14 protein-coding genes are annotated in these 14,679 nt (G+C 73.5%); 7 read left to right on the top strand and 7 right to left on the bottom strand.

What is annotated here, in order from left to right; genetic code table 11:
• Window positions 1-66: 66 nt before the first annotated feature.
• Together ACRB68_RS13515 and kynU are read right to left on the bottom strand one after the other, a co-directional pair.
• The gene (locus ACRB68_RS13515) at window positions 67-879 is read right to left on the bottom strand and encodes an alpha/beta hydrolase family protein (RefSeq protein ID WP_153532846.1); all 813 of its coding nucleotides are present in this window, start codon (window positions 877-879) and stop codon (window positions 67-69) included.
• Window positions 876-2,111 (bottom strand): kynureninase, encoded by a 1,236-nt coding sequence (gene kynU, locus ACRB68_RS13510; protein ID WP_235959538.1) that lies wholly within the window; start codon window positions 2,109-2,111, stop codon window positions 876-878. Before kynU ends, ACRB68_RS13515 begins: the two co-directional genes overlap by 4 nt.
• A gap of 180 nt (window positions 2,112-2,291) precedes the next feature.
• Here kynU and ACRB68_RS13505 point away from each other — a divergent pair, with 180 nt between their 5' ends.
• From ACRB68_RS13505 to ACRB68_RS13475, 7 genes are read left to right on the top strand one after another with little or no spacing between them, the layout of a single operon-like run.
• A complete protein-coding gene (locus tag ACRB68_RS13505) occupies window positions 2,292-2,537 on the top strand; it encodes a DUF6059 family protein (RefSeq protein ID WP_153532844.1) in 246 nt (81 codons plus the stop codon).
• Window positions 2,538-2,546: 9 nt separating this feature from the next.
• On the top strand, window positions 2,547-3,860 hold the full coding sequence (locus tag ACRB68_RS13500; protein WP_328594158.1) for a cation:proton antiporter: 1,314 nt from the start codon (window positions 2,547-2,549) through the stop codon (window positions 3,858-3,860).
• Window positions 3,861-3,892: 32 nt separating this feature from the next.
• The gene (locus tag ACRB68_RS13495; RefSeq protein ID WP_153532843.1) at window positions 3,893-4,717 is read left to right on the top strand and encodes a class I SAM-dependent methyltransferase; all 825 of its coding nucleotides are present in this window, start codon (window positions 3,893-3,895) and stop codon (window positions 4,715-4,717) included.
• A gap of 37 nt (window positions 4,718-4,754) precedes the next feature.
• The gene (locus ACRB68_RS13490) at window positions 4,755-6,257 is read left to right on the top strand and encodes a class I adenylate-forming enzyme family protein (RefSeq protein ID WP_207709684.1); all 1,503 of its coding nucleotides are present in this window, start codon (window positions 4,755-4,757) and stop codon (window positions 6,255-6,257) included.
• An 11-nt stretch (window positions 6,258-6,268) separates the two neighbouring features.
• The gene (locus tag ACRB68_RS13485) at window positions 6,269-7,048 is read left to right on the top strand and encodes a flavin reductase (RefSeq protein ID WP_153532841.1); all 780 of its coding nucleotides are present in this window, start codon (window positions 6,269-6,271) and stop codon (window positions 7,046-7,048) included.
• Window positions 7,045-8,250 carry a cytochrome P450 gene (locus tag ACRB68_RS13480; RefSeq protein WP_153532840.1) on the top strand — a complete coding sequence of 402 codons (1,206 nt, stop codon included), beginning with the start codon at window positions 7,045-7,047 and terminating at the stop codon, window positions 8,248-8,250. Before ACRB68_RS13485 ends, ACRB68_RS13480 begins: the two co-directional genes overlap by 4 nt.
• Before the next feature lie 21 nt (window positions 8,251-8,271).
• Entirely contained in the window at window positions 8,272-9,117 is an 846-nt protein-coding gene (locus tag ACRB68_RS13475; protein WP_153532839.1) for an alpha/beta fold hydrolase, read from the top strand.
• A 12-nt stretch (window positions 9,118-9,129) separates the two neighbouring features.
• Here ACRB68_RS13475 and ACRB68_RS13470 read toward each other — a convergent pair whose 3' ends face one another.
• The 5 genes from ACRB68_RS13470 to ACRB68_RS13455 form a co-directional block, all read right to left on the bottom strand.
• Window positions 9,130-9,729, bottom strand: a complete 600-nt coding sequence (locus ACRB68_RS13470) for a TetR/AcrR family transcriptional regulator (protein WP_328594155.1) — start codon at window positions 9,727-9,729, stop codon at window positions 9,130-9,132.
• A gap of 116 nt (window positions 9,730-9,845) precedes the next feature.
• The gene (locus ACRB68_RS13465) at window positions 9,846-11,300 is read right to left on the bottom strand and encodes a serine hydrolase domain-containing protein (RefSeq protein WP_153532837.1); all 1,455 of its coding nucleotides are present in this window, start codon (window positions 11,298-11,300) and stop codon (window positions 9,846-9,848) included.
• Window positions 11,301-11,323: 23 nt separating this feature from the next.
• A complete protein-coding gene (locus tag ACRB68_RS13460) occupies window positions 11,324-12,499 on the bottom strand; it encodes a cytochrome P450 (RefSeq protein WP_153532836.1) in 1,176 nt (391 codons plus the stop codon).
• A gap of 101 nt (window positions 12,500-12,600) precedes the next feature.
• On the bottom strand, window positions 12,601-13,389 hold the full coding sequence (locus tag ACRB68_RS41215) for a hypothetical protein (protein WP_235959376.1): 789 nt from the start codon (window positions 13,387-13,389) through the stop codon (window positions 12,601-12,603).
• Window positions 13,389-14,660: a vWA domain-containing protein gene (locus ACRB68_RS13455; RefSeq protein ID WP_235959374.1), complete on the bottom strand. Its 1,272-nt coding sequence runs from the start codon at window positions 14,658-14,660 to the stop codon at window positions 13,389-13,391. Before ACRB68_RS13455 ends, ACRB68_RS41215 begins: the two co-directional genes overlap by 1 nt.
• Window positions 14,661-14,679 lie beyond the last annotated feature (19 nt).

The following is a 14,679-nucleotide window of genomic DNA, read 5'->3' as shown; positions in this document are numbered from 1 at the left end:
GCGCCTCGGACGGGTTCGCGAACCCGTCCGAGGCGGACGTCCGCCGGCCCGGCCGGCCCGGGCGCCTTACCGGCCGGGCGGCAGGAGCCGGCCCAGTTCCTCCGCGATCCGCGCCCAGGCCGCCGTGCCCGGAGTGATCACGTCCATATGGTCGGCGTCCGGCAGGGTGAGCAGCACCGCCTCGCGGCCCGCCGCCTCGGCGTAGCGCCGGCTCAGCTCGATGGGCACGTCCTCGTCGGCGGTGCCGTGCACCACCAGTTGCGGCACACCGAGCGGGACCAGCGCCATCGGGTCGGCTCGCCGGTACACCTCCGGCAGGTCGTCCGGCCCGCCCCCGAGCAGCTCCGCCACCGCGCCGTTGCTCAGCCCCAGCCGCGCGGCCGTCACCAGGTCGCACACCCCCGCGAGCGACACCACCGCGGCGGGGGAGACCCGCCCTGGCCCGGCCGCCCGGTGGGCCGCCCACAGCGCGAGATGTCCTCCGGCCGAGTGGCCGACCAGGCCCACACGGGCGGGATCGACCGCCCCGCCGTCGAGGCCGGTCACCGCGTCCAGCGCGGCGGAGACGTCGTCGAAGGTGCCGGGCCAGCCGCCGCCCGCCATGTCCATCCGCCGGTACTCGATGTTCCACACCGCGAACCCGCGGGCGTTGAGATCGGCGGCGAGCAGGCGCATCAGGTCCAGCCGGTAGCGCTTGCGCCAGTAGCCGCCGTGGACCAGGACCACGGCCGCCCCGTCGCCCCCCGGCCAGTACTCGCCGAACTGCTCCGGCGCGGGTCCGTACCGGACGGTCCGGTACGCGCCGTCGGGCACGTCGGTCAGCCGGGCCAGCCGGGCGGGGTAGCCCTCCGGCTGGACGCCGTCGCCCGTGGTCGTCATGTCAGTCCCTTCGGGTCGTCAGGGAAGTCCCTGTACCGGCCGGTCGCCGCGACGTCGCGCAGCCGCGACAATCCGCTGTGCACGTCGATGTGGCGGGTGTACAGCGGCGGAAAGCCGAGCCGGAGCCGCTGGGGTGCACGGTAGTCCGGGATCACCCCGGCCGATTTCGCCGCCTGGCACACGGGCCAGGCGGAGGGATGGTGCAAGGTCAGGTGGGCGCCGCGCCGCCGCCCGTCGCGAGGCGAGGCGACCCGGAACCCGAGCGGTGCCAGCCAGGCGTCGGCCAGCCGCAGCGCGTACCCGGTCAGGCTCCGCGCCTTGGCCGCGATGGCCTCGATCCCGGCCTCGGCCGTCAGGCGCGCCCCTTCCAGCGCCGCATGGCCGGCCAGCACCGGGGGAGTGCCGACGAGGAAGCGTTCGATCGCCGGCACCGGCCGGTAGTCCGGCCCCATGGCGAACTGGTCGGTCTGCCCGAACCAGCCCCAGATCGGCTGCCGCAGCAGGGGCTGGAGCTTCCGCCGCACGTACAGGAAGGCGGGTGCGCCCGGCCCGCCGTTCAGATACTTGTAGGTGCAGCCGACCGCGAGGTCCGCGTTGGCGGCGGACAGCCCGACCTGGACGGCGCCGGCGGAGTGGCACAGGTCCCACAGCACCAGCGCGCCGTGCCGGTGCGCCGCTTTCGTCACCCCGGCGAGGTCGGCCACCGCGCCGGACCGGTACGCCACGTGGGACAGGCACACCAGCGCGACCCGGGCGTCCAGCGCGGCCTCCACGTCGGCCGGTCGCACGGCGTCGTCGAGGCCGGAGCCGAGCCACCGCACCTTGAGCCCGCGCGCCGCGGCGATGCCGTCCAGGATGTACCGGTCGGTGGGGAAGTCGTCGGCGGCGGCGACGATCACATCGCGTCCCGGCCGGGCGTCCAGCGCTGCGACGGCCAGCTTGTACAGGTTGACGCCGGTCGAGTCGGACAGCACGACCTCGCCCGGCTCGGCGCCGACGATCCGTGCGACGAGGTCGCCCGCCTCGCGGCCGGCCGGCAGCCACCGCCGCCAGCCGTCGATCAGGTCCGCGCCCCATTCGTCGACGAGCGCGCGCAGCCGGTCGCGGGTGGACCGCGGCAGCCGGCCCAGTGAGTTCCCGTCCAGATAGGCGATGCCGGGATCGGTGATCACGAACCTGTCCCGGAAACCCGAAAGAGAATCGGCCGCGTCCAATCGCCTGGCTTCTTCCATATACGGATCGGTCATCGGCCAACAGTACGGCCCGCCGTGTGCGCGTAAAACCCCTAGCGCGTGAACTCGAATTTGGGCAGCCCCCACTATTGGGGGTTCATTGCGACCGGCTCCCTCCGGCACTGTGACTCATTGGTGGAATCGCATGAAGAAAGGGGAGCCGTGATGGACTTACGCAGGATGGCCCGCCGGCTGCTGCATGAGTTCGGTTTGGCGATGGCCATGAACTGCATGATGATGGGCTTTCCCTATGACATGGTGCTCTATCTGCGCCAGGAGCGGGACGGCTTCGCCGGTGAGGGGGCGCAGGAGGAGCCGATCCCGGCCGAGCCGCCTCCGGACGGCCACCCCGAGCGGCTCGTTCCCTATGCCGCGCTGAGCCCGCGGGAACGCGAGTTCTGGTCCCGGCTGGACCGTCAGGCATAGGAGACGCCCGTGGTGCTCTCCGCCGCCCCTGTCGCACCGCTGGCCGCGCACCCGATGCTGGTGTTCCTCCTCCAGGTCGGGCTGCTGCTCGCGTCCGCCGTGGTGCTCGGCCGCCTGGCGGCGCGGCTCGCGATGCCCACCGTCGCGGGGGAGCTGCTGGCCGGTGTGCTGCTCGGGCCGTCGCTGCTCGACCACGTCGCGCCCGCCCTTTCCGGATGGCTGCTGCCGAAGGATCCGGCGCAGTTCCACCTTCTCGACGCCTTCGGGCAGATCGGTGTGCTGCTCCTCGTCGGTGTCACCGGTGCCCAGCTCGACTTCGCGCTGATGCGCAGGCAAGGGGCGGTGGCGGTCAGGGTCAGCCTGTCCGGCCTGGCCGTCCCGCTGGCGCTCGGCGTCGGTGCGGGCTTCCTGCTGCCCGGGGCCCTGATGGCGGACGGCGCCGATCGCCGGGTCTTCGCGTTCTTCCTCGGTGTGGCGATGTGCGTCAGCGCGATCCCCGTCATCGCCAGGACGCTGGCGGACATGGGGCTGCTGCACCGTGACATCGGCCAGCTCACACTGACGGCCGGGATGGTGGACGACGCGGCGGGCTGGCTGCTGCTGTCGGTCGTGTCGGCGATGGCCGCGACCGGGGTGACCGCCGTGGGGGTCGCGGCCTCGGCCGGCGCCCTGCTGCTGGTCGTGGTGCTGGCGTTCGCGGCCCGTCCGGTGGCCGGCCCGCTGCTGGGGTGGTCGGCCCGGCCGGGGACGCAGGATCGTTCGGTTCCGACGATGATCGCGCTGATGCTGCTGGCGGCGGCGGGCACCCATGCCCTCGGGCTGGAGCCGATCTTCGGCGCGTTCCTGGGCGGGATCGTCATCGGCTCCACCGGTGCGGTGAGCGCGGAGCGGCTCGCGCCGCTGCGCTCGCTCGTGACGAGCTTCCTCGCTCCGGTCTTCTTCGCCGCCGCCGGGCTGCGCATGGACCTGACGGCGCTCGGACGGCCCTTGGTGCTCTGGACGGGGCTGGCCGTCCTGCTGCTGGCGGTCGCGGGCAAGTTCGCCGGCGCCTTCGCCGGGGCGCTGCTGGGCGGCCTGAACCGGTGGGAGGCGCTGGCCCTGGGGGCGGGGCTGAACGCCCGCGGGGTGGTCGAGGTCGTGGTGGCCACGGTGGGGCTGCGCCTGGGGGTGCTGAGCACCGCGAGCTACACGATCGTCGTGCTGGTCGCGATCATCACGTCGCTGATGGCGCCGCCCGTCCTGCGCCTGGCGATGGCCCGGGTGGAGACGACGGCCGAGGAGGAGCTGCGCGGCCATGCCCTCGCCCTCGTCGAACCCCATTGACGAGTGGGCGTGTGCCCACTTAAAATGGGCACATGCCCACTACACCTTCCGCCCGCACCCCCCTCTCCGAGAAGGAACTCCATCGGCACCGGCAGGTGGCCGAGGCGTTCGGGTCGGACCCCGAGCGCTACGACCGCACACGGCCCAGTTATCCCGCGGCCCTGGTGGACCGGATCACCGCGAACCGGACCGGTCTCGACGTCGTCGACGTCGGCTGCGGGACCGGCATCTCCAGCCGGCTCTTCCAGGCGGCCGGCTGCACGGTGCTCGGGGTCGAGCCCGACGCGCGGATGGCCGAGTTCGCCCGGCGCCGCGGGCTGGCGGCCGAAGTGGCGACCTTCGAGACCTGGGAGCCGTCCGGCCGCACTTTCGACGCGGTCGTCTCCGGGCAGAGCTGGCACTGGCTGGACGCGGCCGCCGGGGCGGCGAAGGCGGCGCAGGTGCTGCGGCCCGGCGGGCGGCTGGCGGTGTTCTGGAACGCCGAGACGCCGCCGCCGGAACTGCTGCGGTCCTTCGGCGAGGTCTACCGGCGGCTGCTGCCCGACTCGCTCGTCGCCCGCCAGTGGACGGCGAAGGCCATGGACGGCTACGTGATGCTGTGCGGCAAGGCCGCGGACGGGATGCGGGAGGCCGGCGCGTTCGGCGAACCGGAGGAGTGGCGCTTCGCCTGGGAGAAGAGCTACACCCGCGACGAGTGGGTGGACCAGCTGCCCACCCACGGCGACCACGGCCAGTACCCGGCGGCCAAGGTGCACGAGGTGCAGGCGGGCATCGGCGAGGCCATCGACGCGGTGGGCGGCACCTTCACCATGCGCTACACCACGATCGCGATGAGCGCGGTGCGGGCGTCGGGCTGACGGCCCGCACGAGGAGGGGACCACCACGATGGCCTGGATGGCGCGGTTATCGGAGCGAGGCCGGCAGCGCCACGGTGAGCGCGTCGCGGTCATCGACGCGGACCGGCGTGTCACCTACGCGGAACTGGACCGGCGGACCGACGGCCTGGCCGCCGCGTTCCACGCGATGGGCGTCGGACGCGGCCACCGGGTCGCGGTCCTCTCGCACAACCGCCTTGAGGTACTGGAGACCTACTTCGCGCTCGGCAAGGTGGGGGCGATCGCGGTCCCCGTCCACTACGGCGCCGTCCCGGACGAGGTGGCGGCGATCGTCGCGGGATGCGAGACCTCGGCGATCGCGGGTGAAGAGGAGCTTTTGCGCAGGCTCTCCCGCCCGGCCGGCTGCTCCGTGCTCGCGTTCGAGAGCGGCCGGTACCGGGACGCCGTCGCGAGCGGGGACCGGCCGCCGCCGCTCGACATCCCCGACGACGAGCTGATGTTCATCCTGCATACCTCGGCGACGACGGGCCGTCCGAAGGGCGTCTGCGTCGACCACCGGTCGCTGCGGTCGGTGGCGACGGGCTACCTGGCCGACGTCGATCCCGGCGGCGACACCGTGTTCCTGCACTGCGGCCCCTTGTCCCACGGGGCGATGGTGCTGCCGCTCGTCTACATGGCCGCCGGCGCGACCATCGTCCTCATGCGGATGTTCAGCCCGCCCGGTTGCCTCGCCACGATCCGCCGGGCGGAGGCGACGCACCTGTTCCTGGTGCCGGAGATGCTGAGGTTCGTCCTACAGGCCGCAAAGCGCTCGTCCGCGAGCCTGCCGAGCCTCCGGGAGGTCGTCTACGCGGCGGCGCCGATGCCGCGTCCCCTGCTCCTGGAGGCGCACGCGACGCTCGGGTGCGGATTCCGCCAGGTGTACGGCATCACCGAGGGCGGCGGGCCGGTGGCGACCCTCGCCCCGTCCGAGCACGACTACACGTCGGCGGTCCCCCGGGGCGCGGGCGCCTCGGTCGGCCGGGCGATCATGGGCACGGTCGTGGAGAGCCGCGACGACGGCGAGCTGTGGGTGTGCGGGCCGGGCCGGATGCGCGGGTACTGGAACGATTCCGCCGCCACCGAGGAGGCCGTGCGCGACGGCTGGGTCCGCACGGGCGACCTGGGCACGGTGGACGAGCACGGGTACGTCCACCTCGCCGGGCGGGTGAAGGAAGTGATCATCCGCGGCGGGCAGAAGATCTTCCCCGCGGAGGTCGAGCGCGTGCTCCTGGAGCATCCCGGAGTGCGGGACGCGTGCGTCGTCGGCGTGCCGAGCGACGAATGGGGCGAGCTGCCGTTCGCCTATGTCGTCGCCCCCGGCGAGGCCCCGGGCGAGGCCGCGGAGTTCGTCGCGTCGCTCAAGGGGCTGGTCCGCGAGCGGCTCGCCTTGTACAAGCGCCCGGTCGGATTCAAGGTCGTCCGGGAGCTGCCGCGCAACCCGGCGGGCAAGGTGACCCGGCGGCACCTTCGCACGGAAGCGGCCTGCCACGCCGCCGGCCTCGCCGGTCCCCGCTCGTGACAGGAGGAACCATGAGCACCAAAGGCGCCGAACTCGAGCACGTCCTCGACCGCCTTCGATCGTTACTCAAAGAGGTCTGGGACGAGCATCCCGCCGACCTGCCGGTGGACGGCGACGCGACGCTCCTGAGCCTCGGCGTCGACTCGCTGACGCTGGTGTCCCTGCTCGACAGGGTGGAGGCGGAGTTCCACACCGCATGGGATCCGGACGACCCGCCCGATGCCTACAGTTCGCTGCGCTCCATCGCGATCGCGGCGTCGCCCGCCGCCTCCGGGCCGGCCGGATCCGGGCGCCGCCATGTCGGGCTGGACGCCTACCGGTCGCTGATGAGTGCGTTCCCGACCGGCGTGGCGGTCGTGACGAGCATCGGCGCGGACATGCTGCCGCGGGGGGCCACCTGTTCCTCGTTGTGCAGCGTCACCCTCTCACCGCCGACCCTGCTGGTGTGCCTGAAGGCCGGGAGCACCACCCTGGAGGCGATCACGACGCGGCAGAGCTTCGCGGTCAACCTGCTGAACGCCGGGGCCCGCCGGGCCGCGGAGATCTTCGCCTCCCCCGTGGCCGACCGGTTCGCCCACGTCGACTGGCGGCCTACCGGGGCGGAGGGGCTTCCGTGGCTGGAGTCCGACGCCCTCGCCGTGGCCGAGTGCGCCGTGGCCGGGATGCTCGACGTCGGCGACCATGCGGTGGTGCTCGGCGAGGTGGTCGGCGCCGAGATCCTGGCGGGGGAACCGCTGCTCTACGGCAGGCGCCGGTTCTCGGCATGGATGGCGGGAGGGACAGGGCGATGACCACCGCCGAGCGGGGGACCGGGCTGGCCGACCAGGCCGGCGACGCCGAGTCGGTGCTCGCCTGGTTCCGGAGGATGCGCGAGAGCGAACCCGTCAGCCATGACGCCGAGGCGGGGGTATGGCACGTCTTCCGCCATGCCGACGTGGAACGGGTGCTGGACGACGCGGGCACCTTCTCGTCCGACTTCAGCCCGCTCATGCCGGCTCAGGAGGACGTCGACCGCTTCATCAAGGGCAATGTCCTCCGCAAGGACCCGCCCCAGCACCGCAAGCTGCGCACGCTGGTGAGCAAGGCGTTCACCCCGCGCGTGGTGGCCCGGCTCGAACCGCGCATCGCCGCCATCACCGACGAGCTGCTGGACGCGATGGGCGGCGCGGAGCGGATCGAGCTGGTCTCGGCCCTGGCGTATCCGCTGCCGGTGACCGTCATCGCCGAGCTCCTGGGCATTCCGGCCGGGGACCGCCCGACGTTCGGGCGGTGGGCCGACTCCCTGGTGGCGCCGGAGAGCCAGACGGGCTTCGTCCCGAACGCCGGGCGCACGCAGGCCATGGCGGTGGTCATGCGCGAGATGAACGCCTACTGCCTGGAGCACATCCGCCGCCGCCGGGCCCGGCCGGAGGACGATCTGACCAGCGCGCTCGTGGCCGCCGAGGTGGACGGCGAGCGCCTGGAGGACGAGGAGATCGTCGGGTTCGTGGGGCTGCTGCTGCTCGCCGGCCACATCACGACCACGGCGCTGCTGGGCAACGTCGTCCAGACCCTGGACGAGCATCCCGAGGACGCCGCCGCGCTGCGCGCGGACCCCGCCGGGCTGCCCGGCGTGATCGAGGAGGTGCTGCGCCTGCGCACCCCGCTCGCGCCGAGCATGCGCCGGACCACCGCGGACGTCCGGTTCGGCGACCGCGTCGTGCCGGCGGGCAGGATCGTCCTGGCGTGGCTGGCCTCGGCCAACCGGGACGAGCGGCGCTTCCCCGATCCGGACCGCTTCGATCCCCGCCGCGGGCGCATGGCGCACCAGAGCTTCGGGCACGGGATCCACTTCTGCCTGGGGGCGCCGCTCGCCCGGCTGGAGGTCCGGATCGCCGTGGCGAAGATGCTCGCCCGCTGGAGCGAGATGTCGGTGGCAGCGGGAGCCGAGTTCCACGACGCGCGGGGGATCTGCGGCGCCAGGCGGCTGCCGCTCCGCGTGCGCTGGGCCTGACCGCGAGAGAGGAGACCCGCCATGGCGATCGGCGACCCGCGGATCCGGCACCTGGAGGTACCCGGCGCACGCCTGTACCACGAGATCCGCGGCTCCGGCCCGCTGGTCGTGCTCAACGGCGTGCCCATGGGCACCGGCGGCTTCGCGCAGATCGCGCCGCTGCTGGCGCGCGAGTTCACGGTCGTGACCTACGATCCGCGCGGCACGTTCCGCAGCGTCGTCGAGGACCCGTCGCGGGAGACCACGGTCGAGGTGCTGGCCGACGACCTGCGCCGGCTGCTGTCGGCCCTCGGCGCCGGACCGGCGCATGTGTTCGGCAACAGCGGCGGAGCCGTCACCGGGCTCGCCCTGGTCGCCCGGTATCCCGGCCTGGTGCGCACCTTCGTCGCCCACGAACCGCCGCTGCCGGAGCTCCTTCCCGATGCCGGACGGCTGCGCGCGGCGATCGGCGAGGTGTGCGACGCCTACGAGAACGAGGGCAGGGAAGCGGCGCTGAAGATGTACGCGGCCGTCACCGGCATCGAGCGCTTCTCGCAGCCGCCGCGGGCCCGCCGGGCGGCACCCGATCCCGGTGCGTTCACGCCGCCGGCCGACGCGCGGGCCGTTCTCGACCGCTTCTTCCGGCACCTGCTGCGTCCTGTCGCGTCCTACCGGCCCGACCTCGCGGCCTTGCGGGACTCGCCCGCCCGGATCGTGGTGGCGGGCGGGAGCACCTCGCGCGGGCAGCTCGCCCATCGGGCCTCGGTCGCGCTCGCCGGCCGGCTCGGCACCGCCGTGGTCGGCTTCCCCGGCGGTCACACGGGTTTTCAGGAGCGGCCGCGGGAGTTCGCCCGGGCCCTGGCCCGTTCGCTCACCGCGCCGGTATGAGCGGCGCGTGGATCAGCGGGACACGTCCCGGACGGAGTCGCCGAGCGTCGTCGTGACCAGCCTGTGGACGGCGGCGGGTTCGGGAGGGGCGCTCTTGCGGTCGGCGAACAGCAGATGCCCGGCCCCGATCAGGGTGAAGGCCACGGTGTCGACGTCGGCCCCGGGGGCGAGGCGTCCCAGCTCGCGTTCCGCGGTGAGGTAGTCGGCGAACATCGTGGCCGCCTCGGTGAGGACCGGGACGCCGGCGGGCCAGGTCTCCCGCAACCGGTCCCGCAGTTCGTCGCGGAAGGTGACGAGGGCGACGACCGCGACGGCGACCGATCCGAACAGCGCCGTCAGCGCCTGGCTGAGGTTGCCGGCGACGGTGCCGGTTCCGGCCGCATCGCGCAGGGCGGCGGTCTGGGCGTCCATCCGCTGGACGCGGTCCAGGACGAACTCGGCGAGAAAGGCGTCGAAGTTGGCGAAGTGCCGGTGCAGGACGCCTTTGGCGACACCCGCCTCCGTGGTGAGCGCCCGGCTGGTCAGGGCGTTCGGCCCGTCCCGGAGGAGTACGCGCTCGGCCGCGCTGAACAGCTGTTCGCGTGCGTCGCGGATCGCGGTCCCTGTGGGCACCCGCGCCTCCCCTCGCTTGCCCGGCTCGGCCCGGCCTGCGCATGGCCGGGCGCCCGTTCGGTGGGCGCCCGGCCATGATACCTCCGAGCCGGGACGGCCGGAGAGGGAGAGAAAGGTCAGGGCCGCCTGTCCACCCAGAATCGGACCGGCGACGGATCCTCGAAGTTCTTGGCCCCCCATTCCTTGCGCGCGAGTTTGCGGAAGACGCTCCCGACCGGGCATTCCTGGGAGAGGAACTCGTCGATGCGTCCGGCGCGCGCCGCGGCCTGCATGTCCAGATAGCCCTCGACGAACAGGCTTTCGTCGAAAGGCGCGGCGGAGGAGCGCCCGACGGCCCGCGTCCCCCTGGCCATCCGGACGATCTGGCCCTTGTCCAGGACCGCGCCCATGAGACCGGCGAACCTGTCGGCGGCGACGAGGCCCATGACATAGGACCCCCATTCGGCCTGGGTGGCCAGGCTGCGCGTGTCGATCGTCCCGCTGAGGATCCAGTTCGCGATCTCGAAGGCGAGAATGCCGAAGGAGTACTGCTCGGGCGGGTTGAAGACGTCCCGCTGATCCGCGAGATTCGTGCACACCGTGACGCAGAACGGCTCGGGGGCGTTGGGATAGGCGAGCGAGACCGCCCACCAGCCGAACGCGTAGTGGCCCACGGCGCGAACGCAGTAGTCCACCGCCTCCGGATCCCCGGCCAGATGGACTCCGAACCCGACGCGGAGACCGGCACGGGCGCTCGTCCGGGGCCGCAGCACCGTCTCGCAGACCTCGCCGGGCAGCCGGCCCCCGGGACGGATGAGCTCCAGCATCAGCGCCGTGTGGTCGGCGGGGGACATGACCGCCCCCACCGAGTGGTAGCTCCCGCACTCGTGCCACGGCAGGGGGACCGCGCGGTTCCCGAACACCATGTGGCCCGTGGTGCAGCGGGCCCGTATCTCGTCCCACCCCGGGCTGTCCCGCCAGGCGGTGTCGCGCATGCCCAGCGGGTCCAGGATCTCGGCCTTCACGTACCGCCCCAGCGGCATTCCGGTCACGGCCTCGGCCGTCAGGGCGGCCACCTGGTACATGAACGAGGAGGAGCGCCACTCGTTCGTGTCCGCCGAGCCGGCGAAACGCGGCGCGCCCGTCCCGTACTCGCGGACCACACCGCGCTTCAGCTCGCGCTCGATGTACTTCATCGGCGGCTCGGGGTGCTCGACCCAGTCGTATCCGTCCGTGGCGGCGCCCGTGAGCATGGCCAGGGCCTTGGTCAGGGTCACCGTGCCGCCGAGCGGATTGACGACCGGGAACGGCAGGTGCCTGTCGATGGGAGCGTCGAGGTCGAGCTCGCCCGAGCGGGCGAGGCCGGCGATCGCGGTGGCGACCAGGACCTTGCCGAGGCTGCCGACCCGCATGGTGTGCGATGCGGTCACCGGGGCGCCGGTCTCCACGTCGGCCACGCCGAACGGCAGCGTCAGAGGGCGCCGGCCTGCGAAACCGACGGTGATGAGGGCGCCGGGCGTGCCGGTGGTCTCCAGCACGGCGGGAGCGATCCGGCCGACGCCCTCCCGCAACGCGCTCGTCGTCAGGCTCATGCGGGTTCCTCTCGGTCTCCGGTCTACCAGGTGACGGGAATGGACTCGGGGATGGCGGCGAACGAGGCACGGCGCACGGTCAGCTCCCCGGCTGGCACCGTCAGGCGCATCTCGGGGAAGCGCCGGGTCAGCCGGGTCAGGGCGGTCTGCAGCTCCAGCCGGGCGAGCGGTGCCCCGACGCAGTACCGCAGGCCGAACCCGAAGGAGAGATGGGGGTTGTTCTCGCGGGTGATGTCGAACCGGTCCGGATCGTCGAAGACGGTCTCGTCGTGGGCCGCGGCGTACATGTCGAGCATCACGAGCTCGCCGTGTTCGACGGTGGCCCCCGCGATCCCCAGTTCCGCGCGCGCATAGCGGATGTCGGGAGGGAGCAGGCGGCTGACGACCCGCAGGCTCTCCTCCGCCGCCGCGGGACCCAGGTCCGGGTCGGCCCGGAGCGTGCGCCACTGCTCCCGGGAGTCCAGCAGCAGCGTCGTGCCGGCGCAGAGCGCCGCCGCCGTGGTCTCGTACCCGGCGAACAGCACGCCCATCGCGAGCTGGGCGATCTCGTCGTCGGAGAGCGTTCCGTCCGCGCCGAGCCGGGAGATGACGTCCTCGCCGGGCCGCGCGCGCTTGCGGGCCACCAGCTCCCGGCCGTAGTCGTTGAGGGCGGCCAGGCCGCCCGCCGACCGTTCCCGGTCCCCGGCGTCGCTGATCGCCGTCGTCCACTCGTCCAGGAGCGCCCTGTCCTCCGCCGGGACGCCCAGCAGTTCGCCGATCACCTCGCGCGGCAGGGCCAGCGCCAGGGACCCGGCCAGGTCCGCCGGGGGGCCCTGCTTCGCCAGCAGGTCCAGCAGGTCGCCGGTGAGCGCCTCGACGCGCGGGCGCATGGCCTGCACATGGCGCGGGGAGAAGAAGGGCTGGAGGCGCGAGCGCATCAGCGAGACCCACGCCTGCTCGGTCTCGTAGTCACCGCGCGGTCCGTCGAGCAGCACCGACTCACCGCTGCGCGGAGCGTTGTCGGGGTCGGGGTGGCTGCGGCCGAGGCGCGCGTCGCCGAGCAGCCGCCTGATCTCGTGGTATCCGGTCACCAGCCACGCGGGGGCGCCCACGGCGGTGCTGACCCGGTGTACCGGGGCCCGCTTCTGGAGCTCGCGGAGGTTGCGCTGCGGACGCGCCGGATGCGGCAGGTCGAGCGGGAGCCGGATCTGAGCGGTCATACCGGAGCACCTCTTCCTGTGATCACAGGAATCACTTTTCCGGATGCCGGCCGTCCTTGAAATCCCGATTTGCCGGGGGTTTCCCGGCCGCGACGCGTGTGTTAGGCGTCGTCCCCGTCGCGCAGGACGCGCAGGGTCTCGGCCTGCTCGGCGGTGATGCCGCGCTCGCGCTGCTCGACCGCCTCCCGAGGGGTCAGCCCGGCGCCGATCCAGGACGCCGCCTCCTCGAACGGGATGCCCGCCTGCCACCACTCGCGTGCGACGGCCATCGGGCTGAGGCCGCGCTGGATGAAGCGGCGGGCCTCCGCCGGACGCAGGCCCAGGTCCTTCCAGGTCCGGGCGGTCGCGGCATCGATGTCGCAGCGCACCCAGGCGACCGCCTCGTCGTCCACCCACTCGGCCTGGAGGTAGGTGTACATGGTGACGCCGGTCGCGCCGCTCGCCCGCTTGATGAAACGGTCGGTCTCCTGCTGGACCTCGGAGGCGTTGAACGCCATCAGGCCGAGGAACGCGTCAGGGGACCGGTCCTCGTCCTCCCCGGCCGGCCTCGGCTCGCGGCCGCAGCTCACCTCGTACGCCTGGGCCGGGGTGTGGCCCTGCGCCCGGTAGGCGATCGCGGACTCGAGGTCCAGCCCGAACTCGTGCCAGCCGATCGCCTCGGCCGCCGTGATCCCCGCCGCCCGCCACCGCGCGACCGTCTCCGGGGTGACGCGGGCCGTCTCCCACTGGGCCGCGGCGAGCGGGCTGGTCACCCGGGCGGCGCGCCAGGACGCGGCCCGGCGCGGGGCGATGCGCCATCCCCACCAGGCCCGGCCCTCCTCGGCGGAGAAGCCCATGGCGGTGTAGGCGGCCGGATCGAACTCGCCGGACGGTCCCTTGTCGTGTGCCATCACACTGTCCTCGGTCTCTCGTCGCTGATCACAACGGTCGTCGCCCAGCCGGGGGTCTGCCCCGCCGGGTCCAGCAGGCCGGCCACGACCCGGGTCCGCGGCGGCGGGTCGTCCGGCCAGGGGGTGTGGCCGTCGGTGAGCGCGATGATGAGGTCGGGCACGGGCCTGCGCGCCAGCGCCGCGTCGATGCCCGCGCGGATGTCGGTGCCCCCGCCGCCGCCGAGCCGCAGGTCGGCGAGCCGGCGTGGGGTCTGCGCCTGGTAGGCCTGCGCGTCCACGGAGATGACGGTGAGCCGGTCGCGGCCGACGCCGGCGGCCCGCAGCACCCCGTCGACCTCGGCCAGGCACCGGCCCAGCATCTCGTCGCTCATCGAGCCGGAGGTGTCGATGAGCACGGTGACCACCGGTAGCGGCTGGTGCAGGCTGGGCAGCACGGCGCCGGGCGAACTCGCGGCCCGCCGTGACGGCCTGCGGTAGGTGAAGTCGACGCGGCCGGCCGTGTGGGCGATGCTGCGGCGGATCTGCGTCGCCAGCTGCCGCCGCCAGTTGACGGTGGGCTGCAGGATCTCGTCGGCCCAGCGCCGCCAGCCGCCGGGCACGTCCTCGCGGGTGCGCAGATGCTCGCGGACGCGCCGGGCGGTCTCCAGCGCGGTGAGCCGGGCGCTGGTGCGAGACAGCGGGGGCCAGTCGCAGTTCCAGGGGCGCGGCTGCCCGTCGCAGCCGTTGCCGCAGTCGCCCGCCGTCACCGCCGGGTCGATGGGTTCGGCGCGTTCGCGGAGCAGTTCCCAGTACCGTCGGGCGAGCCGGCCGGCCGGCAGGGCGAGGGCGTGGGGCGGGGGCGGATCCGCGGGCGGTTCCAGCCAGCCGATGGAGAGGTCGTCGTAGATCTCGGCGTCGGCGGCGACGTTCCACCTCCGCTGATCCGGGGTGCGGCCGGCGCCCGGGGCGGCGTCCGGGGCGGCGGCGCCCGGGTACTGCGCGGCGTGCTCGCGCAGCAGGTGGGCGAGCTGGTGCAGGACCCAGAACCCGATGCGCGGCACGCTCTGCCGTTCGAGTTCGGCCGGGCTGATGTGGAGATGCCAGCCGACGTCGGCGGGGAACCTGCGCAGCGCGGCGCCTCCGCCGGTGATCTCGGTGTCGGGCACGACGACCGGGTCCAGCGTCAGCAGCGCGCTGGCCAGGTAGGGCGCCCGGTGGGCGGCCCACACCCGCGCCGCGGCCCACTTGCGCAGGAGGCCGGGCGGCAGTTCGTCGAGAGGCAGACCAGACATATGGCTCGGGTTCGCTCCG

Origin of the sequence: Actinomadura macrotermitis (assembly GCF_009604375.1) — a bacterium.
GTDB lineage: Bacteria > Actinomycetota > Actinomycetes > Streptosporangiales > Streptosporangiaceae > Spirillospora > Spirillospora macrotermitis.
Note: the sequence above shows the minus strand (reverse complement) of the source record. Positions and strands in the feature narration are given on the sequence as shown.